The 21,139-nt window shown below is 66.8% G+C and carries 19 protein-coding genes and 1 tRNA gene; all 20 read left to right on the top strand.

Translation table 11 applies throughout. The annotated features are described in order from the left end of the window. The first annotated feature begins 116 nt into the window (after positions 1-116). The 20 genes from HPY32_RS23980 (at position 117) to rpoB (ending at position 21,120) form a co-directional block, all read left to right on the top strand. Positions 117-1,181: a fused (3R)-hydroxyacyl-ACP dehydratase subunits HadA/HadB gene (locus HPY32_RS23980; protein ID WP_067594184.1), complete on the top strand. Its 1,065-nt coding sequence runs from the start codon at positions 117-119 to the stop codon at positions 1,179-1,181. Positions 1,182-1,348: 167 nt separating this feature from the next. Next, positions 1,349-1,421 (top strand) — tRNA-Trp (locus HPY32_RS23985). A 34-nt stretch (positions 1,422-1,455) separates the two neighbouring features. Next, positions 1,456-1,854 (top strand): preprotein translocase subunit SecE, encoded by a 399-nt coding sequence (gene secE, locus HPY32_RS44800; RefSeq protein WP_067594182.1) that lies wholly within the window; start codon positions 1,456-1,458, stop codon positions 1,852-1,854. A 109-nt stretch (positions 1,855-1,963) separates the two neighbouring features. Further along, a complete protein-coding gene (gene nusG / locus HPY32_RS23995; RefSeq protein WP_098697827.1) occupies positions 1,964-2,722 on the top strand; it encodes a transcription termination/antitermination protein NusG in 759 nt (252 codons plus the stop codon). Positions 2,723-2,882: 160 nt separating this feature from the next. Then, the gene (gene rplK, locus HPY32_RS24000; RefSeq protein WP_067594177.1) at positions 2,883-3,317 is read left to right on the top strand and encodes a 50S ribosomal protein L11; all 435 of its coding nucleotides are present in this window, start codon (positions 2,883-2,885) and stop codon (positions 3,315-3,317) included. 133 nt (positions 3,318-3,450) lie between these two features. After that, the gene (gene rplA / locus HPY32_RS24005; RefSeq protein ID WP_067594175.1) at positions 3,451-4,167 is read left to right on the top strand and encodes a 50S ribosomal protein L1; all 717 of its coding nucleotides are present in this window, start codon (positions 3,451-3,453) and stop codon (positions 4,165-4,167) included. A 450-nt stretch (positions 4,168-4,617) separates the two neighbouring features. Beyond that, on the top strand, positions 4,618-5,172 hold the full coding sequence (gene rplJ / locus HPY32_RS24010) for a 50S ribosomal protein L10 (RefSeq protein WP_067594172.1): 555 nt from the start codon (positions 4,618-4,620) through the stop codon (positions 5,170-5,172). Between the two features lie 63 nt (positions 5,173-5,235). Then, positions 5,236-5,616 (top strand): 50S ribosomal protein L7/L12, encoded by a 381-nt coding sequence (rplL, locus tag HPY32_RS24015; RefSeq protein ID WP_067594170.1) that lies wholly within the window; start codon positions 5,236-5,238, stop codon positions 5,614-5,616. A gap of 225 nt (positions 5,617-5,841) precedes the next feature. Next, a complete protein-coding gene (locus HPY32_RS24020; RefSeq protein WP_195117221.1) occupies positions 5,842-6,918 on the top strand; it encodes an ABC transporter ATP-binding protein in 1,077 nt (358 codons plus the stop codon). A gap of 11 nt (positions 6,919-6,929) precedes the next feature. Further along, entirely contained in the window at positions 6,930-7,724 is a 795-nt protein-coding gene (locus HPY32_RS24025; protein ID WP_067594166.1) for an MlaE family ABC transporter permease, read from the top strand. Positions 7,725-7,726: 2 nt separating this feature from the next. Further along, entirely contained in the window at positions 7,727-8,593 is an 867-nt protein-coding gene (locus tag HPY32_RS24030) for an MlaE family ABC transporter permease (protein WP_067594165.1), read from the top strand. Continuing rightward, positions 8,590-9,942, top strand: coding sequence for an MCE family protein (locus HPY32_RS24035; RefSeq protein ID WP_067594163.1), 1,353 nt, complete (start codon positions 8,590-8,592; stop codon positions 9,940-9,942). Before HPY32_RS24030 ends, HPY32_RS24035 begins: the two co-directional genes overlap by 4 nt. Next, a complete protein-coding gene (locus HPY32_RS24040; RefSeq protein ID WP_067594160.1) occupies positions 9,939-11,021 on the top strand; it encodes an MCE family protein in 1,083 nt (360 codons plus the stop codon). The genes HPY32_RS24035 and HPY32_RS24040 overlap by 4 nt, the downstream gene beginning before the upstream one ends. Next, a complete protein-coding gene (locus HPY32_RS24045; protein ID WP_067594157.1) occupies positions 11,021-12,031 on the top strand; it encodes an MCE family protein in 1,011 nt (336 codons plus the stop codon). Before HPY32_RS24040 ends, HPY32_RS24045 begins: the two co-directional genes overlap by 1 nt. Further along, positions 12,031-13,302, top strand: coding sequence for an MCE family protein (locus HPY32_RS24050; RefSeq protein WP_067594154.1), 1,272 nt, complete (start codon positions 12,031-12,033; stop codon positions 13,300-13,302). Before HPY32_RS24045 ends, HPY32_RS24050 begins: the two co-directional genes overlap by 1 nt. Then, positions 13,299-14,522, top strand: coding sequence for an MCE family protein (locus HPY32_RS24055; RefSeq protein ID WP_067594151.1), 1,224 nt, complete (start codon positions 13,299-13,301; stop codon positions 14,520-14,522). The genes HPY32_RS24050 and HPY32_RS24055 overlap by 4 nt, the downstream gene beginning before the upstream one ends. Beyond that, positions 14,519-15,760 carry an MlaD family protein gene (locus tag HPY32_RS24060; RefSeq protein ID WP_067594147.1) on the top strand — a complete coding sequence of 414 codons (1,242 nt, stop codon included), beginning with the start codon at positions 14,519-14,521 and terminating at the stop codon, positions 15,758-15,760. The genes HPY32_RS24055 and HPY32_RS24060 overlap by 4 nt, the downstream gene beginning before the upstream one ends. Before the next feature lie 51 nt (positions 15,761-15,811). After that, positions 15,812-16,504, top strand: a complete 693-nt coding sequence (locus tag HPY32_RS24065; RefSeq protein WP_171983036.1) for a hypothetical protein — start codon at positions 15,812-15,814, stop codon at positions 16,502-16,504. Positions 16,505-16,513: 9 nt separating this feature from the next. Continuing rightward, complete coding sequence (locus HPY32_RS24070; RefSeq protein ID WP_231951883.1) at positions 16,514-17,221, top strand: hypothetical protein; 708 nt, start codon at positions 16,514-16,516, stop codon at positions 17,219-17,221. Between the two features lie 413 nt (positions 17,222-17,634). Then, positions 17,635-21,120, top strand: a complete 3,486-nt coding sequence (gene rpoB / locus HPY32_RS24075; RefSeq protein WP_067594136.1) for a DNA-directed RNA polymerase subunit beta — start codon at positions 17,635-17,637, stop codon at positions 21,118-21,120. Positions 21,121-21,139: the final 19 nt, after the last annotated feature.

Genomic DNA, 21,139 nt, shown 5'->3' on the forward strand with positions numbered 1-21,139 from the left:
AGCTGCCGCGTAGGGATCGTGCCGGAGCAGGTATCACCCGCTCCGGCACTTGGTGTAAGTGCGGTAGTGAGCGCTCCGCCGACTCCGGTAGCGGGGTCAGATAGGGACAGCCTTCCGTGACAATCAACACCGAAGCCGAAGCGATCGAAACGGACGAAGCCTTCGACCCCGCCGCCCACGCCGCGGCCATGGTCGGCCATCACTACCGCGTGGACGACTACTACGAGGTCGGCCGCGAGAAGGTGCGCGAGTACGCCCGCGCCGTGCAGGACTACCACCCCGTGCACTGGGACGAGAACCTCGCCCAGCAGTACGGCTACAACGGCCTGCTGGCGCCGCTGACCTTCATCTCCCTGGTCGGAATCCTGGCCCAGACCAAGCTTTTCGAGAAGGTCGTCACCGGCTACGACCTGAGCCAGATCATGCAGGCCGACCAGACGCTGGAATTCCACCGCCCGATCCAGGTCGGCGATCAGCTGGTCTGCGACGTCTACCTGCACTCGTTCCGGCAGGCCCCGGGCGGCGCCGACATGATCGTCACCAAGAACATCGTCACCTCGCGCGACGAGCTGGTCCTCACCACCTACACCACGCTGGCCGGTCGCAGCGGCGTCGACATCGACCCGAACCTGCGCGACATCGCGCGCAACGTGCTGATGCAGGGCGGCATCGCGCCGCCGGACCACCGCCCGCGCACGGTCGCCCCGGTGAGCGAGTCCCTTCCCGCCGCCACCGCCCCGGCGGTCGCGCCGAGCAAGCACGCCCTCCGCTTCGAGGACGTCTCCGAGGGCGACGAGCTGCCGACGCGGATCGTGCAGCTCACCCGCGGCGACCTGGTGAACTACGCGGGAGTCTCCGGCGACCCCAACCCGATTCACTGGAGCGACGAGATGGTGAAGCGGGTCGGCCTGGACAACGTGGTCGCGCACGGCATGCTCACCATGGGCCTGGGCGGCGGCTTCGTCACCTCGTGGCTGGGCGATCCGGGCGCGGTCAAGGAGTACAACGTTCGCTTCACCTCCATGGTGTACGTGCCCGCCGACGCGCCCGCGGAGATCGAATACACCGGCAAGGTGAAGTCGATGGACCCGCAGACCCGCACCGCCGTCGTCGCCATCACGGCGAAGTCCGAGGGGCGCCGCATCTTCGGGCGTGCCACGGCCACAGTGCAACTCGCCTGACAGCGAAAACATCCCCGATTGGCGGTCGGATGGGGCGGTAACGTACACTCGGGAATCTGGGGTCACCAGCCGCTGCGCGCTGCTCTGAATGGGCGGCGCGCATGTTATGTGGTCCCCATACAACTGAACAGAATATGGTGCTGGATAACCCACAGACGTCCAGCCAAAGGGGCGTAGCTCAATTGGCAGAGCAGCGGTCTCCAAAACCGCAGGTTGCAGGTTCAAGTCCTGTCGCCCCTGCACTGGATGCCAGCGACGAGAGAAGAGGATCGACGTGAGCGACGAGCGAGACACTCGCCACGGCGCACACGACGCCGAGGACGATGGCACCGCCGTGAGCGTCCGACCGAGCGGTAAGCGCTCGGCTCGACGGGCTCGTACCTCGTCCGAGGCCGATACCGGTGCGGTCGCCACCATCGATCGGCCCCAGGTCGCGCGCAAGACGGACCGGACGGCCGACAAGAAGAAGGCCGGGCGCGGCGGTAATCCGTTCAAGCGCCTGGTGAGGTTCCTGCGAGAGGTGATCGCGGAACTGCGCAAGGTGATCTGGCCCAACCGCAAGCAGATGGTCACCTATACGAGCGTGGTCTTGGTGTTCGTGGTCTTCACGGTCGCGTTCATCGCCGGACTGGATCTGGCGTTGATCAAGGGTGTCAACTGGCTGTTCGGCTAGCTGACCATCGGCGCCGGTCACCGTCCCGAACAAGGAGGCGGCACCACCCGCCGGATTCACCTCCGGCGCGCAGAGGATGTTAGTTGACGACACAGGAAGCGAGTGCCCAGTGAGCACCCCGGAGAACGGCACACACGACGAGTTCCCGGTCGACGACGCGGTGGCCGAGCCCATCGCCGAGGAGACCGTCGAGGACTCCGCGCCGGCTGCGGAGCCCGTCGCTGACGACGCCCCTTCCGATCCGGTCGCGGAGATGAAGTCCGCGCTGCGGCGCGCCCCCGGCGACTGGTACGTCATCCACTCCTACGCCGGTTACGAGAACAAGGTGAAGGCCAATCTCGAGACCCGCGTGCAGAACCTGGGCCTCGAGGACTACATCTTCCAGGTCGAGGTGCCGACCGAGCAGGTCACCGAGATCAAGAACGGCCAGCGCAAGAACGTGCAGCGCAAGGTGCTGCCGGGCTACATCCTGGTCCGCATGGACCTCAACGACGAGTCGTGGGGCGCGGTGCGCAACACCCCGGGCGTCACCGGTTTCGTCGGCGCCACCTCCCGGCCCTCGCCGCTGACCATCGACGACGTGGTGAAGTTCCTGGTCCCCGCCGAGCAGCAGCAGAAGAAGCCCGCCGCCGCGGCCGCCGCCTCCGGTGCCGCGGGCGAGGCCGCCGTCGATATCGCCCCCAAGCCGACCATCGAGGTCGACTTCGAGGTCGGCGAGTCGGTCACCGTCATGGACGGTCCGTTCGCCACGCTGCCGGCCAGCATCTCCGAGGTCAATGCCGAGCAGCAGAAGCTGAAGGTGCTGGTCTCCATCTTCGGCCGCGAGACCCCGGTCGAACTCGCGTTCACTCAGGTCGCCAAGATCTGATCGACTCCGGGGGCGCTCGTGGCCCCCGGACGACCTGCTACTAGACTTGCCGGGTTGCGCTTAGGTTTTCGGCGGCGATCCCTGCGATCGGCCCCTCCCTTCGCGCGCGTCCCGGAGAAGGCTTACGGAAGTCCGTAAGGAACCTAACCAAGGAAGAAAGATGCCCCCGAAGAAGAAGAAGGTCGCTGGGCTCATCAAGCTCCAGATCCAGGCCGGCCAGGCCAACCCGGCTCCGCCGGTCGGCCCGGCGCTGGGTCAGCACGGCGTCAACATCATGGAGTTCTGCAAGGCGTACAACGCCGCGACCGAGTCGCAGCGCGGCAACGTCATCCCGGTCGAGATCACGGTCTTCGAAGACCGCTCGTTCAGCTTCAAGCTGAAGACCCCGCCCGCCGCCAAGCTGCTGCTCAAGGCCGCCGGTGTGCAGAAGGGCTCGCCGGAGCCGCACCGCAACAAGGTCGCCACGGTCTCCATGGACCAGGTCCGCGAGATCGCCAAGACCAAGCAGGAAGACCTGAACGCCAACGACATCGACGCGGCGGCGAAGATCATCGCGGGCACCGCCCGCTCGATGGGTATCACCGTCACCGAGTGATCCCGGCCAAAAGCATGCCGGGAACATGAGTTTCGGGTGTCACGCCGGGAACATGAGTTTCGGGTGTGCCGGGATCCGTGGGAGGGACGGCCAGTCCCGTACCACTTCTGAACTGAGACAAGGACAGAGAATCATGGCAAAACGAAGCAAGGCTTATCTCGAGGCGGCCGCCAAGGTCGACCAGTCGCAGCTGTACTCCCCGCTGGAGGCCGCCAAGCTGGCGAAGGAGACCGCCACCACCAAGACCGACGCCACCGTCGAGGTCGCGATCCGTCTCGGTGTCGATCCCCGCAAGGCCGATCAGATGGTGCGCGGCACCGTGAACCTGCCGTACGGCACCGGTAAGACCGCCCGCGTCATCGTGTTCGCGGTCGGCGACAAGGCCATCGAGGCCGAGGCCGCCGGTGCGGACGCCGTGGGCGCCGAGGACCTGATCGAGCGCATCCAGGGCGGCTGGCTGGACTTCGACGCCGCGATCGCCACCCCGGACCAGATGGCCAAGGTGGGTCGCATCGCGCGCGTGCTGGGCCCGCGTGGGCTCATGCCGAACCCGAAGACCGGCACCGTCACCCCCGATGTGACCAAGGCGGTCAACGACATCAAGGGCGGCAAGATCAACTTCCGCGTCGACAAGCAGGCCAACCTGCACTTCGTGATCGGCAAGGCCTCCTTCGACGAGAAGAAGCTGGCGGCGAACTACGGCGCCGCGCTGGACGAGATCCTGCGTGTGAAGCCCTCGACCGCGAAGGGCCGCTACCTCAAGAAGGTGACGATTTCGACGAACACCGGCCCGGGCATCCCGGTGGACCCGAACCGCACCCGCAACTTCACCGAAGAGGCTGAGGCGTAGCAGAGCCTTCGAGGGGCCGGTACGAAATTCGTACCGGCCCTTCGTATTTGGTGGAGTTCCCGGCCAAAAGCATGCCGGGAACAGGAGAGTGGTGACCGTCCTGATTCCGGCATGCTTTTGGCCGGAATCCACCCCGTTTTGGCAGATAGGCGGGCCTCCGCTATTCTGGACAACGGTCGTCGGCCAGTTCGGCGATCACCCCCATCGTTCTACCGAAGACCGTTGGTCGCTGCCGCGAGGCAGTCGAAGGTCCGGCGATATTGCCGGCGGCCCACGCAGGGAGAGCCGAGGTCGGGAGACAACCGCAGAGCATGGCCCACGGCCGCGCCTGCCACGAGTTTCTTCTACGCCCCGGGACGCCCTGCGTCCGGGGCGTTTGCTTTGTCGCCGGGCTCGTCCTCCGGAGTCGGTAGCGCACCACGAACCGAACATCCAGAGAGGAGGCGAAGTATGGCAAACTCCGAGAAGATCGCCGCGGTTGCGGAGATCGCCGAGCAGTTCAAGGGCTCGACCGCCGCCGTGGTCACGGAATACCGTGGCCTGTCGGTCGGCAAGCTCACCGAGCTGCGCCGCAACCTGGGTGCGAACGCCACGTACTCCGTCGCCAAGAACACCCTGGTCAAGCTCGCGGCCGCCGAGGCGGGCGTCGCTGGCCTGGATGACTTGTTCGTCGGTCCGACCGCGATCACCTTCATCACCGGTGAGCCGGTCGAGGCCGCGAAGGCGCTGAAGACCTTCGCGAAGGACAACAAGGCCCTTGTCATCAAGGGCGGGTACATGGACGGCGCCGCGCTGTCCGTGGCCGAGGTCGAGCGCATCGCCGACCTGGAGTCCCGCGAGGTGCTGCTGGCCAAGCTGGCCGGCGCCATGAAGGGCAACCTGTACAAGGCGGCCGGGCTGTTCGCCGCGCCCGCCGGCCAGGTCGCTCGGCTGTTCGCCGCGCTCGAGGACAAGAAGCGCGCCGAAGGCGGCGCCGAGGCTGCTCCGGCCGCCGACGCCGAATAAGTCCACCCCCCAACGCTTTTCCCCGCCGAACCGGGGAGCCAAGCATCACCGAAAGGAAACACCATGGCCAACGTTGACGAGCTGCTCGAGACCATCGGCAACATGACCCTGCTCGAGCTGTCGGACTTCGTCAAGAAGTTCGAGGAGAAGTTCGAGGTCACCGCCGCCGCTCCGGTCGCCGTCGCCGCCGCCCCCGGCGCTGCCGCCCCGGCCGAGGCCGCCGAGGAGCAGGACGAGTTCGACGTCATCCTCGAGGGTGCCGGCGACAAGAAGATCCAGGTCATCAAGGTCGTCCGTGAGATCGTGTCCGGCCTGGGCCTGAAGGAGGCCAAGGACCTCGTCGAGGGCGCGCCGAAGCCGCTGCTGGAGAAGGTCGCCAAGGAGGCCGCCGAGGCTGCCAAGGCGAAGCTGGAAGAGGCCGGCGCCAAGGTCTCGGTCAAGTAATTTGCAGTAATTTACTGCTCGAAAAAGGGTGGTCCCATGTGGGGCCGCCCTTTTTTCGTTATTCGGGGATGGTGCGGTGAGTTTTCTACCGATGAGTCAGGTAGGGTGTGCTGCGCCAGCGGCATGCGATACAGTGGCCGCACCCCAGTGCGACGCGTCACACCAGCCCCAGGTTTCGGTGGCGCGGGTCGGTGGGCGCTCGTCGAAGAAATTGTGGAGGTTGGCGTGGGCGTCGAGGTCAGGACCGAAGGGGTCACCAAGTCTTTCGGTTCGCAGCGAATCTGGCAGGACGTGACTCTCACGCTGCCGCAGGGAGAGGTGAGCGCCCTGCTCGGCCCCTCCGGCACGGGTAAGTCCGTTTTCCTGAAGTCGCTCATCGGCCTGCTGCGTCCCGAGCGCGGTTCCATCTATGTCGACGGCACCGACATCACCACCTGTACCAACAAGCAGCTCTACGAGATTCGCAAACTGTTCGGCGTGCTGTTCCAGGACGGCGCGCTGTTCGGCTCGATGAATCTGTTCGACAACGTGGCCTTCCCGCTGCGCGAGCACACCAAGAAGAGCGAATCCGAGATCAAGAAGATCGTCATGGAGAAGCTCGAGCTGACCGGTCTGCTCGGCGCGGAAAGCAAACTGCCGGGCGAGATCTCGGGCGGTATGCGCAAGCGCGCCGGTCTGGCCCGCGCCCTGGTGCTCGACCCGCAGATCATCCTCGTCGACGAGCCCGACTCGGGTCTGGACCCGGTCCGCACCACGTATCTGTCGCAGCTGCTGATCGATATCAACGCCCAGATCGACGCGACGATCCTGATCGTCACCCACAACATCAACCTGGCCCGGACGGTTCCGGACAACATCGGCATGCTGTTCCGCCGCCAGCTGGTGATGTTCGGCCCGCGCGAGGTGCTGCTCACCTCGGAGGAGCCGGTGGTCAAGCAGTTCCTCAACGGCCGCATGATCGGCCCGATCGGCATGTCCGAGGAGAAGGACGAGGCCCAGATGGCGCGCGAGCAGGCGCTCGCCGACGCCGGCCACTACGACAACGGTGTCGACGAGATCGAAGGTATCCCACCGCAGATGAAGGCCCAGCCCGGAATGCCGGTGCGCCAGGCGGTCGAACGCCGCCGTGCGCGGGTGATGGAAATCATGCACACGCTGCCGCATGCGGCGCAGGTCGCCATCGGTGAATCCATGGATCAGAACGGCGATACACAAGTCCTTCCCGTCTATACCGGCAACGCTCCGGAATATCAGGGCGGCACATACGACTCCACCGTGCGCCACAACACAACCAACGGGTAACATACGCGACCGTGAATCAAACCCTGGCACGGCTGCGCACCCCGGTCGAGTCGGGTTTTGCACAGGCCGGCAATATCTTTGCGCTATTACTCGACGTAGGCCGCAAGACAATTCGTCGGCCATTCCAGTGGCGTGAGTTCGTCGAACAGTCGTGGTTCATCGCGAGTGTGTCGATCCTCCCCGCGGCGCTGGTGGCAATCCCGTTCGGCGCCGTGGTGGCGTTGCAGACCGGTTCACTCATCAAACAGCTCGGCGCCGAGGCTTTCACCGGCGCTACGAGCGTGCTGGCAACCGTCCAGCAGGCGGCCCCGGTCGTGACCGCGCTCATCATCGCCGGCGCCGCCGGTTCGGCGGTGGCCGCGGATCTGGGCTCGCGCACCATCCGCGAGGAGATCGACGCGATGGAGGTGCTCGGCATCGACCCGGTGCAGCGGCTGGTGGTGCCGCGCGTGCTGGGCATGATGCTGGTCGCCCTGCTGCTCAACGGCCTGGTGTCGGTGGTCGGCATCTGCGGCGGCTACTTCTTCAACGTGCTGCTGCAGGGCGGTACGCCGGGCGCCTACCTATCCTCGTTCTCGGCGCTGGCGCAGCTGCCGGACCTGTGGATCGGCGAGCTCAAGGCCCTCCTCTTCGGCCTGATCGCGGGCGTGATCGCCGCCTACAAGGGTTTGAATCCGAAGGGGGGACCGAAAGGAGTGGGTGACGCGGTGAACCAGTCCGTGGTGATCACCTTCCTGGTGCTCTTCTTCGTCAATCTGGTGCTGACGTTGGTGTACCTGCAGGTCGTCCCGGCCAAGGGATCCTGAGCATGGTTGTCGCACAACGTCCCCCGGTCCTGTCCAAGCAGTTGCGCCGGATCGGTTCCGCGCTGCGGGCCCCGGTGAACGTGATCGATCGCGCCGGCGATCAGATGGCGTTCTACTCCAAGGCCATCGCCTGGATTCCGCGCACCGTCGTCCACTTCCGCAAGGAGGTCATGCGGCTGCTGGCCGAGGTGACCTTCGGCTCCGGCGCGCTGGCGGTGATCGGCGGCACCATCGGCGTGGTGGTGATGATGTCGGCCTCGGTCGGCGTGGTCGTGGGCCTGCAGGGCTTCAAAGCCCTGGACGCCCTGGGCAGTTCGGTGCTGACCGGCTTCCTCACCGGCTACATCAACACCCGTGAGCTGGCCCCGCTGGTGGCGGCGCTGGCGCTGTCGGCGACGGTCGGCTGTGGATTCACCGCGCAGCTGGGCGCGATGCGGATCTCGGAGGAGATCGACGCGCTCGAGGTGATGGCCGTGCCCGGCATCCCGTTCCTGGTGACCAGCCGGGTGATCGCGGGCTTCGTCGCGGTGATCCCGCTCTACATCGTCGGCCTGCTCGGCACCTTCCTGGCATCCCGGCAGATCAGCGTGTGGTTCAACGGGCAGTCCACCGGTTCCTACGACCACTATTTCAGTCTTTTCCTGCCACCCGAGGACGTGTTGTATTCGTTCCTCAAGGTGCTCGTCTTCGCATTCGTGATCATCCTGATCCACTGCTATTACGGTTACACCGCGACCGGTGGCCCGGCCGGTGTCGGCGTGGCCGTCGGCCGCGCGGTGCGCGCCTCCATCGTGCTCATCAATATTCTCGATTTCTTTCTCAGCCTTGCTATCTGGGGGACGACGACGACCGTGCGGGTGGCCGGATGAGCGCGAGCGGTGTGCAGTTCTGGCGGTCCACGGAAACGCTGCGCAAACGAACCCTGGGCGTGCTGTTCTTCGTGGTGATGGCGTTGTTCCTCAGCACCACGGTGATGATCTACAACAAGGTTTTCACGAAAGTCGTTCGGGTCGATCTGATCACCGACACCGTCGGGAACGCGTTGACGCGCGACGCGGATGTGAAGGTGCGCGGCGTCACCGTGGGCGAGGTCCGCTCCAGCGAGTCCGCGGGCGGCAAGGTGACCCTGCACCTGGCGCTGGATCCCGAGAAGGCGGGCGAGATTCCGTCCAACGTGACCGCGCGGCTGCTGCCCAAGACGCTGTTCGGCGAGCGCTACGTGGATCTGGTGTGGCCGCAGCAGCCCAGCGCGCAGCGGCTGCGGGCGGGCATGACCCTGCAGCAGGACGCCAGCGGCAACGCCGTCGAGGTGAGCCAGCTGCTGGACTCGGTGATGCCGCTGCTGCAGGCGATTCCGCCGCAGTACCTGGCCTCCACCCTGGGCGCGCTGTCGCAGGCGCTCGGCGGCCAGGGCGCCGAACTGGGCCACACCATCGATCGGCTGGACACGATCTTCCGCGACCTCAACGGCGTGATGCCCGTGTTGCAGGACGACATTCGCAGCTTCGCGCAGGTGGCCGACCTGTACTCGGACGCGCTGCCGCAGCTGGTCGACACCTTCGACAACCTGCGCACCACCAACGCGACGATCGTGCAGAAGCGCTCGCAGCTGGACACGCTGTACTCGGTGCTGACCCCGACCTCCTCGCACACGGCCGACTTCCTGCTGGCCAACCACGACAACATCATCGACGTGGCCGCCGACTCCCGGGAGGCGCTGACCCTGCTGGCCACCTACTCGCCCAGCTATGCCTGCGCGATGCGGAACTTCGCCCAGATCAAGCCGCGCATCGACCGGATCTTCGGCAAGGGCACCGACACGCCGGGTTCGCGGGTCACGGTCCAGATCGTCAACACCCGCGGCCGGTACCTGCCCAATCAGGACGAGCCGCGCTGGCTCGACACCCGCGGCCCGGTGTGCTTCCCGGAACCGCCGCTGGGCGTGGACGCGGGCCAGTACCCGGCCAAGCCGTTCGACGACGGCTCCTACCCGGTGCCCAGCCGCAATCCGGGTGACCAGAACGCCGGTCAGCTGCCGCCCGCGCAGTTCTCGGTGTACGGCAAGAACACGCCGACCCTGGCCGGATCCCCGGCCGAGCAGAACGCCGTCGGCGCGGTGATCGGCGCGGCCCACGGGGTGAACCCGGAGCAGGTGCCCGGCTGGATCAGCCGGATCGCGGCGCCGTCACTACGGGGAAGCGAGGTGAGTGTGCGATGAACGGATGGCTTCGGGGCCTGGGCGGGCCGCTGACCAAGCTGCTGCTGTTCGTGGCGGTGACGCTGGTCGCGACCGCGCTGCTGGGCCTGACCATCGCCAACTACTCCGGCGGCGGCAACGCGTTCAAGGCCCGGTTCAGCGATGTGACCTCGCTGAATCCGGGGGACGAGGTGCGCATCGCCGGGGTGCGGGTCGGCAAGGTGACCAAGGTGTCGGTCGTCGACCGCGACCAGGCCGAGGTGAGTTTCGAACTCAGCGACCGCAATTGGCTGCCCGCCTCCACCATCGCCACCATCCGCTACCGCAACCTGGTCGGGCAGCGCTACATCGCGCTGGAGCAGGGCGCCGGGCAGCAGGGCCGCAAGCTCAACGCGGGGGGCACGATTCCGCTCGACCACACCCGCCCGGCGCTCAATCTGACCACGCTGTTCAACGGGTTCCGCCCGCTGTTCCAGACCCTCACCGCCGACGACGTGAACAAGCTCTCCTACGAGATCATCCAGGTCTTCCAGGGCGAGTCCGGCACCATCAAGGACCTGGTATCCAATACCGCGAGCCTGACGAACAGGATCGCCGACAAGGACGCGGTGATCGGGCAGATCGTGAACAACCTGAATGCCGTTCTGGACGCGGTCAATTCGCGCGACGGCCAGCTCAACGACCTGATCGTCAACACCGAGGCGCTGGTGACCGGGCTCAACGCCGAGCGCGGCACGATCGGTTCGGCCGTGCAGTCGCTGGGCAATCTGGCCTCGGCGACCAGCGACCTGCTCGTGCCCACCGTGCCGACCCTGCAGGGCTCGATCGCGGGCCTCAATCAGCTGACCGGCGAACTGAATTCGCGGTCCGACGAGGTGAACGACGCGCTGAAGAACCTGCCGATCAAGATGGAGAAGCTGGGCCGCGCGGCCAGCTACGGCTCCTGGTTCCAGTTCTATCTGTGCGGCATCGACGTCGTCGCCGGGCCCGGTGATCCGCAGTCGACGCCGACGCTGAACCTGCCGACCGGGATGCCCACGGTGAACCAGCCCGTGTACACCAACCCCGCGCCGCGGTGCCATGGGAAGGGTGGTCGCTGATGGACGAGCGGCTCGTCTTGGGTAAGCGCAGTCCGGCCTTCATGGGCGCGCTGGGCCTGTTCCTGGTGCTGCTGATCGCGGTGTCGTCGTTCTTCCTGGACCGCCTGCCGATCATCGGCGCGGGCACCAAATACACCGCGGAGTTCTCCGAGGCCGCGGGGCTGCGCAAGGGCAACGAGGTCCGCATCGCCGGGGTGAAGGTCGGCGACGTCTCGGACGTGCGCCTCGACGGTGACCGGGTGCTGGTCGACTTCCGCACCAAGGACGCCTGGGTCGGCGACGAGACCACCGCCTCCATCCAGATCAAGACCCTGCTCGGGCAGAAGTATCTGGCGCTGGACCCCAAGGGCGCGCACGCCGCCGATCCGTCGCGGCGAATCCCGCTGTCGCGCACGGTATCCCCGTACGACGTGGTGGACGCCTTCAGCGACGCCGCCAAGGACATCGAGCAGACCGACACCGCCCAGCTGGCCACCAGCATGCGGGTGCTGTCGGACGCGTTCTCCGGCACGCCGCCGGAGATCCGCGGCTCGATCGACGGCGTGGCGCGGCTGTCGGAGACCCTGGCCAAGCGCGACCAGCAGCTGAAGAAGCTGTTCGCCGCCACCAACCAGACCACCAAGGTGCTGGCCGACCGCAACGCCGAATTCGAGCGGCTGCTGGCCAACGGCGGTCAGCTGCTGACCGAGTTGAACGTGCGCCAGCAGGCCATACAGCAGCTGCTGACCGGCGCCAAATCCGTTGCGGCGCAGCTGTCGACCCTGGTGCACGACAACGAGCAGCAGATCGGCCCGGCGCTGACCAACCTGAAGAAGTCGATCGAGATGCTCAACGACAACCAGCAGAACATCTCCAAGACGCTGACGCTGGCCGCCCCGTTCTACGGCCTGTACGCCAACGTGCTCGGCACCGGGCGCTGGTTCGACGCGGTGATCACCAACCTCATCCCGCCCGCACTGCCGGACGTTCCGGGTAATCGTCCGCCGATCCGGACCCTGGGAGGCAACTGATGCAGGCCGCTCGCCGGGATCCACTGACCGCGCTGCGCGAATCCAGCCGCGGCACCAAGGTTCTCATCGCGCTCGGCACGGCCGCGGCCGTCGTGCTCGCGGGCGTGCTGTGGTGGCTGTTCGATCAGTTCAACACCACGAAGATCACCGCGTACTTCGACAAGTCGATCGGCATCTACCAGGGTTCGGACGTGCGCATCCTGGGTGTGCCGGTGGGCTCGGTGGATTCGGTCGTGCCGCAGGGTGATCAGGTGAAGGTCACCATGCACGTGGACCGGAAGTACAACATCCCGGCCGACGCGCGGGCCGCGCAGATCACGCCGTCGGTGGTGTCGGACCGGTTCATTCAGCTCACGCCGGTCTACAAGGGCGGCCCGAAGATGGGGCGCGACGCCACCATCGCGCGGGATCACACCGCCACCCCGGTGGAGGTCGACCGGCTGTACAAGAGCATCACGCAGCTCTCGGATGCGTTGGGCCCCAATGGCGCCAACAAGGACGGCTCGCTCAACGAACTGCTGCGGACCAGTTCGGCCAACTTCTCCGGCAACGGCGACGCCCTGGCCAACAGCCTCACGCAGCTGTCGCACGCGGCGCAGTATCTGTCCGACGCGCGCGGCGACATCTTCGACACCATCAAGAACCTGCAGGTCTTCGTGCGCACGCTGGCCGACAACGATCAGCAGGTGCGGCAGTTCAATACGCAGCTGGGCGATCTGGCCGGATTCCTGGCGGGGGAGCGGCAGGACCTGGGGCAGGCGCTGAATCTGCTGTCGGTCGCGCTCGGCGACGTCGCCCGGTTCATCGACAACAACCGGGATCTGGTGGCGGGCAACGCCGATGCGCTCACCAAGCTGACCGCGACGCTGGCGAATCAGCGCGACGACCTGGCCAAGGCGCTGCCGGTGCTGCCGCTGGCGCTGAGCAACCTGATCAACGTCCACAACGCCGAGTCCGGCACGCTGGACATGCGGCCCAACTTCCCCGACCTGCAGGACCCGTTCGGTGTGGTGTGCAAGATGCTGGACCTGAGCAAGCTGCGGCCCGGCGATCCGAAGTTCGACGCGATCGGCCGTCAGATGCGGCCGATCCTGGACCACTGCAAGGCGATCACCGACCAGATCACGGCCGGGGTGAAGAGCCCGACGCTGATCCTGCCCTTCGGCATCATGTCCGGCGACAACGAGCAGCGCGCGCCGGTGCCGGGCACGGTTCCGGGCACGCCGTCCAACCAGCAGCCGCCGTCCCAGCAGGAAGGTGGACAGCGATGAGGCGAAGGGTCGCAAGAGCTTTCGGCGCGGCGACGGTAGTGGGCGTGTCCACGCTGCTGATCTCGTCCTGCGCCGCCGACGGCATCTACAGCGTCCCGCTGCCCGGTGGCGCGAATGTCGGTGACCATCCGCTGCATATCGACGTGCGCTTCGACGACGTGCTGGATCTGGTCCCGCAGTCCGCGGTCAAGGTGGACGGTGTGCCGGTGGGTCGGGTCGACAAGATCGATGTCGCGCCCGACGGCTGGACGGCCAGCGTGCACACGCTGGTGAACAACTCGGTGCGGTTACCCGCCAACGCGCTCGCGCAGGTGAAGCAGTCGAATCTGCTGGGCGAGAAGTTCATCGAGCTGAGCGCGCCCCCGCAGGACGCCTCGTCGGATCGGCTGCGCGACGGCGCGGTGATCCCCGTCGACCGGACCCGGCACGCCACCGAGGTCGAGCAGGTGCTCGGTGCGCTGTCGCTGCTGCTCAACGGCGGCGGCGTCGCGCAGCTGCAGCCGATCGTGGTGGAGCTGAACAAGGCGCTGGGCGGCCGCGAGGACAAGGTGCGCTCGCTGCTGGATCAGGCCAACCGCCTGATCGACGGGCTGAACAAGCAGGTCGACGACATCGACCACGCCCTGGACGGGCTGGGCACGCTGTCGAGCCGGGTGGGTCAGCAGACCGACCAGATCGGCAAGATCCTCGACGAATTGCCCGCGGGCATCAAGATTCTCGACGAGCAGCGCCCGCAGCTGATCGGGCTGCTGAAGCAGCTGGACCGGGTGGGCCAGGCCGGTTTCGACATTCTCGACAGGTCCAAGGACAACCTGATCCGCGACCTGCGGGCGCTGCGCCCGACGCTGCAGGAACTGGGCCGGGCCGCACCGGATCTGGTGACGGCGTTCCCGCTCATCCCGACCTATCCGTTCCCGGACGAGTCGATCAAGTCCGCGTTCGGCGGTCAGGTCAACACCTGGCTGTCGGTGGACCTGCAGATCGGCACCACGCTGTCGAATCTCGGTGTGGGCAAACCGGATCCGGTGTACGTGCCGCCGGACGGCCCGATCACCGTCAATCCGTCGAACCCGTACTACAACGGCAACGGCCCGCGTCCGGGCTGGCCGACGATCTCGCTGCTGCCGCTGCCCCCGGCCGTCGCCGCGCCGACGGCCGCACACCCGAACGATCCGCTCGGGGCGATTCTGCAGCAACTGGGAGTGGGTGGTCCGCGATGAGTCGGTTGGTACGCACCCAGTTGATCGCGTTCGCGCTGATCGCCGTGCTCGGCGTGGTCTTCGTGGGCGCCAGGTACATTCACCTGGACCACATGCTCGGCTTCGGCCAGTATCAGGTGCGGGTGAAGGCGAAGGAGACCGGCAACCTGTCCAAGGGCGCCGAGGTGACCTATCGCGGCGTCCCGGTCGGCCGGGTCGACAGCCAGGACATCACGCCCGACGGCGTGGTGATCGTGCTGGAGCTGGATTCGGGCAAGCCGAAGGTCCCGTCGAGCGCGAAGGCCGTGGTGGCCAACCGATCCGCCATCGGCGAGCAGTACGTCGACCTGCAGCCGACCTCGTCGGGCGGGCCCTACCTGCACGACGGCTCGGTGATCGACGGCGCCCAGACCCCGATCCACGTCGAGGACCTGCTGGCCAGCGTGAACCACTTCGCGAGCACCACCGATCTGAAGGCGTTGAGCAGCACGGTGACCGAGCTGGGCAAGGCGTTCGACGGGCAGGGCGACAACCTGCGGGTGCTGGTCGACTCGCTGAACAAATTCTCCCAGACCGGCGTGGACTCGATCCGGCAGACCGTGGACCTGATCCACGACGCGCAGACGGTACTGGGCACCCAGGTCGATCAGTCCAGTTCGATCCGGGAGTTCAGCGACGGCCTCGACAAGCTGTCGGTGCAGCTGAAGGCCAACGATCCGGACCTGCGCCGATTGATCGGGACGGGCACCGACGCGGGCCGCTCGATCGATGCGCTGCTGAAGCAGAGCGCGGACCCGCTGACCAAGGACCTGGCGAATCTGCGCCTGCTGCTGCTGTCGGTCTCGCCGAAGTACTACGCGCTCAAGCCGCTGCTGCAGATGCTGCCGATTCTGTCGTGGGGCGGCTCGGTGAGCGCGAACGCCGACGGCACCAGCCACTTCGGCCTGGTGCTCGAGACCAACAATCCGCCCGCCTGCACCCAGGGCTACGAGGGCACCCAGCAGATCCTGGCGCGGATGAAGGCGCAGAACCCGAACTTCGACGACACCCGCGACGATTTCCCGTTCAATACGGCCGCGAAATGCACTGTGCCGTTTGGTAATCCGACCGCGGTGCGCGGCGGTGAGCGGGCCGAGCTGGCCGACCCGAGCATTCCGCAGCCGTGGGACAACACCCCGAAGACCGACCCGGACAAGCTGGACATGGCCCCCGTGGCCGTGCAGCTGGCCACGCTGATGGGAGTGACTCCGAAGCGGTGAGGACGACGTGGGCGCAAGTGACCGGAAATTCGACGACGCTAGGGTGTCGCTGTGAGCTCTGACAGCATCACCGAGGTACCACCGCCCGTGTCCGAAATGTCCGCGGACGCCGAACGATCGGCCGCCGACGCCCCGCGCGCCGGCCGATTGCCACGCATCGGCGAGCGGGTCCGGACGGTCCTGGCCGTGATCGTGGTCGTGGCGGTGTTCGCCGCGGCCGTCTGGTTCGGCGTCGGCTGGGTGCGGGCCGCGTTCTTCACCGACGGTCCGCGGGCCGCGGCCCGCGATGCCGCCCTGGACGGCGCCCGGCAGGCCGCGCTCAACATCACCTCGATGAAGATGAGCGATGTCGACGGTTCGCTGGCGCTGGCCCGGTCCTCGATGACCGGCACCCTGCTCGACACCGCCGACAAGAACAAGGACCAGATGAAGCAGCGCGCGGTCGCGGCCGGGGTCGATGTGACCTCGAAGGTGATCGGCGCGTCGGTCACCGAGCTCAACAGCGAACGCGACCACGCCTCGACGCTGATCGTGCTGGAGGTCGATTCGGCCGGACCGGGCAAACCCGCGGACAAGCTGCGCTTCACCTGGGCGGTCGACATGGCCAAGGCCGGTGGCGTGTGGAAGGCCGAGCAGGTGCAGTCGGTCGGCGACCCGGTCCCGCTGGACGGGCAGGGCCAGCTGGCCCCGCCGCCGCCCCCCGCGCCCGCCCCGGCCGCGCCCGCGCCGCAGCCGGGATCGTAGGAGGTATCGATGATGGAGTCGCGCCGACCGGTCAATCGGGTCACCTCCCGCCGCCGCCCCGCCGGGTCCACCAGGGCCACGGCCGCCAAGAATCCCGCGAAGAAGACGCCGGCCCGCCGCGTGGCCGGGCGCGCCACCGCCGCCGACGCCCGCCGCGCGAGCATCGCCGACACGCCGCCCGCCGCGTCCCGGCGGCCGCGCTTACCGCGCCCGCGCGCACTGCGCTGGTCCTCGCCGCGCCGATCGCTGGTTCTCGGCATCGTGGCCGTGGTCCTGCTGGCGATCTTCGCCGGGATCGCCGCGCTGCGCCCCGGCGTCGACTACAACAACCGCGCCTTCGTCGACAACGCCGAGACCGAACAGGTCAAGAACGCGGCCTCGCAGATCCTGTCCACCGTCTACGGCACCGACGCCAAGAACCTGGCCGGATACAAGGACGCCGCGAAGAAGGTGCTGACCGGCAAGGCGCTCGCCGATTCGGACAAATACCTGGACACCGTGGCCCAGGCCGTGCAGCAGACCGACACCAAGGCCACGGTGCGCAACGACCCGATCGGTGTGACGTTGCTCACCAAGGATCACGCCGAATTATTGGTCAATATGACCGTTGGGGTCACCAAGGACGGCGTGGCGCAGCAGAGCATGACCGGTCCGATCTTGATCCGCCTGGATCGGGTCGATGGCCGCTGGTTGGCCAGTGACCTGCCCGATCGCTGAGGTCAGCGGGTGATTTACCAGCGCCACAGGCGATCTCGCGGGGCGTTGCGCGGCCTCGCCACTTGACGAGTCCCGTCCGAGCCGTCACGCTATTCACAACAGCGGCAGCTGTCACAGGGTCGAGTGCCCGGGTTCGCGACGCAGCCGACGGCCCTCAACGCAGCCAGCGAAGACGGGTCGGCGCGCCGAACATCAGGAACTCGCCCCCGGTGGTACTTTGACACCCACTCTGTATGGGTGTAGGTTTGGACGTTGCGCTGGCTGCCTCCTGTCCATACCTTGATCGCACTACGAAAGTTCCACCACCTCGGTGTTACTTCCGTTTTTTGCTGTTCGGGTTTCGTTCGGGGTGTGACCAGCGGAATCTGTAGCAGACAAGCGACGGTCGCGGACCACCACGCGACGCGCGTGAGGTGCTGGAAGGACGCATCTTGGCAGTCTCCACCCAGACCAAGGCCGGTATCCCCGGAGCCCCGAAGCGGGTGTCTTTCGCGAAGATCCGTGAGCCTCTCGAGGTTCCGGGTCTTCTCGATCTACAAACCGAATCGTTCGCCTGGCTGATCGGTTCCCCGGATTGGCGTGAGCGGGCGATCGCCCGTGGCGACGTCGACCCGTTCGGTGGGATCGAGGAGGTGCTCGAGGAACTCTCGCCGATCGAGGACTTCTCCGGTGCCATGTCCCTGTCCTTCTCCGGCCCGCGCTTCGAGGAGGTCAAGGCCTCCATCGAGGAGTGCAAGGACAAGGACATGACCTACGCGGCGCCGCTGTTCGTCACCGCGGAGTTCATCAACAACAACACCGGTGAGATCAAGTCGCAGACGGTCTTCATGGGCGACTTCCCGATGATGACCGACAAGGGCACGTTCATCATCAACGGCACCGAGCGCGTTGTCGTGTCGCAGCTGGTCCGTTCGCCCGGCGTGTATTTCGACGAGTCCATCGACAAGGGCACCGAGAAGCTGCTGCACAGCGTCCGCGTGATCCCGAGCCGCGGCGCCTGGCTGGAATTCGACGTCGACAAGCGCGATACCGTCGGCGTGCGCATCGACCGCAAGCGCCGTCAGCCGGTCACGGTCCTGCTCAAGGCGCTCGGCATGACCACCGAGGAGATCGTCGACCGGTTCGGCTTCTCCGAGATCATGATCTCCACCCTGGAGAAGGACAACACCGCCGGTCAGGACGAGGCGCTGCTGGACATCTACCGCAAGCTGCGCCCGGGCGAGCCGCCGACCAAGGAGTCCGCGCAGAACCTGCTCGAGGGCCTGTTCTTCAAGGAGAAGCGCTACGACCTGGCCCGCGTCGGCCGCTACAAGGTCAACAAGAAGCTGGGCCTGCACTCCGGTGAGCCGGTCGTGGGCTCGGTGCTGACCCGCGAGGACATCGTCGCCACCATCGAGTACCTGGTCCGCCTGCACCAGGGCGAGAAGGTCATGACCGTGCCCGGCGGCACCGAGGTTCCCGTCGACGTCGACGACATCGACCACTTCGGCAACCGTCGCCTGCGCACCGTCGGCGAGTTGATCCAGAACCAGCTCCGCGTCGGCCTGTCCCGCATGGAGCGGGTCGTGCGCGAGCGCATGACCACCCAGGACGTCGAGGCCATCACGCCGCAGACCCTGATCAACATCCGCCCGATCACGGCGGCGATCCGGGAGTTCTTCGGCACCTCGCAGCTGTCGCAGTTCATGGACCAGAACAACCCGCTGTCGGGCCTGACTCACAAGCGCCGCCTGTCGGCGCTGGGCCCGGGCGGTCTGTCCCGTGAGCGCGCCGGTCTGGAAGTCCGCGACGTGCACCCCTCGCACTACGGCCGCATGTGCCCGATCGAGACCCCGGAAGGCCCGAACATCGGCCTGATCGGTTCGCTGTCGGTGTACGCGCGGGTCAATCCGTTCGGCTTCATCGAGACCCCGTACCGCAGGGTCGAGAACGGCCGCGTCACCGACGAGGTCCGCTACCTCACCGCCGACGAGGAGGACCGCGAGGTCCGCGCCCAGGCGAACTCACCGGTCGACGCGAACGGCAACTTCCTCGAGGAGCGGGTGCTCGCGCGCCGCGGCAACGAGGAGATGGAGTACGTCGACCCGACCGAGGTCACCTACATGGATGTCTCGCCGCGCCAGATGGTGTCGGTGGCGACCGCCATGATCCCGTTCCTCGAGCACGACGACGCCAACCGTGCCCTCATGGGCGCGAACATGCAGCGTCAGGCCGTGCCGCTGATCCGTTCCGAGTCGCCGCTGGTCGGCACCGGCATGGAGCTGCGCGCCGCCGTCGACGCGGGCGACGTGGTCGTGAACGAGAAGCCCGGTGTGGTGGAAGAGGTTTCGGCCGACTACATCACCGTCATGCACGACGACGGCACCCGCCGCAGCTACCGCATGCGCAAGTTCGCCCGGTCCAACCAGGGCACCTGCGCCAACCAGCGTCCCATCGTGGACGAGGGCCAGCGGGTCGAGAAGGGCCAGGTTCTGGCCGACGGCCCGTGCACCGAGAACGGTGAGATGGCGCTGGGTAAGAACCTGTTGGTGGCGATCATGCCGTGGGAGGGTCACAACTACGAGGACGCGATCATCCTGTCGCAGCGCCTCGTGGAGGAGGACGTGCTCACCTCGATCCATATCGAGGAGCACGAAATCGACGCCCGCGACACCAAACTCGGCGCCGAGGAGATCACCCGCGACATCCCGAACGTCTCCGACGAGGTCCTGGCCGATCTCGACGAGCGCGGCATCGTGCGCATCGGTGCCGAGGTGCGTGATGGTGACATTCTGGTGGGCAAGGTGACGCCGAAGGGTGAGACCGAGCTGACGCCGGAGGAGCGGTTGCTGCGGGCGATCTTCGGTGAGAAGGCGCGCGAGGTGCGTGACACGTCGCTGAAGGTGCCTCACGGTGAGTCGGGCAAGGTGATCGGTATTCGGGTGTTCTCCCGGGAGGACGACGATGATCTGCCGCCGGGTGTGAACGAGTTGGTGCGCGTGTATGTGGCGCAGAAGCGCAAGATTCAGGACGGTGACAAGCTCGCCGGTCGCCACGGCAACAAGGGCGTCATCGGCAAGATCCTCCCCAAGGAGGACATGCCGTTTCTGCCCGACGGCACCCCGGTCGACATCATCCTCAACACCCACGGTGTGCCCCGTCGTATGAACATCGGCCAGGTGCTGGAGACGCATCTGGGCTGGATTGCCAAGGCGGGCTGGAAGGTCGAAGGCACTCCCGAGTGGGCCGCGAACCTGCCGGAGGAGATGTGGGGCCAGGAGGCCGACACCAATATCGCCACCCCGGTGTTCGACGGCGCCCGCGAGGAGGAGCTGACCGGTCTGCTCGGCTCGACCCTGCCCAACCGCGACGGCGAGACCATGGTCAACGCCGACGGCAAGGCGGTCCTGCTGGACGGCCGCTCCGGCGAGCCGTTCCCGTATCCGGTGGCGGTGGGCTACATGTACATCCTGAAGCTGCACCACCTGGTGGACGACAAGATCCACGCGCGCTCGACCGGCCCGTACTCGATGATCACCCAGCAGCCGCTGGGCGGTAAGGCGCAGTTCGGTGGTCAGCGCTTCGGTGAGATGGAGTGCTGGGCCATGCAGGCCTACGGCGCCGCCTACACCCTGCAGGAACTGCTCACCATCAAGTCCGACGACGTGGTGGGCCGCGTGAAGGTGTACGAGGCGATCGTCAAGGGCGAGAACATCCCCGAGCCGGGCATCCCCGAGTCGTTCAAGGTGCTGCTCAAGGAACTCCAGTCGCTGTGCCTCAACGTCGAGGTGCTGTCCTCCGACGGCGCCGCGATCGAGATGCGCGACGGCGATGACGAGGACCTCGAGCGTGCCGCGGCGAATCTCGGCATCAACCTGTCCCGCAACGAGGCTGCGACGGTCGACGACCTGGCGCAGTGAGCCGATTCGGTCCCCGAGG

Source organism: Nocardia terpenica (assembly GCF_013186535.1).
Lineage (GTDB): Bacteria > Actinomycetota > Actinomycetes > Mycobacteriales > Mycobacteriaceae > Nocardia > Nocardia terpenica.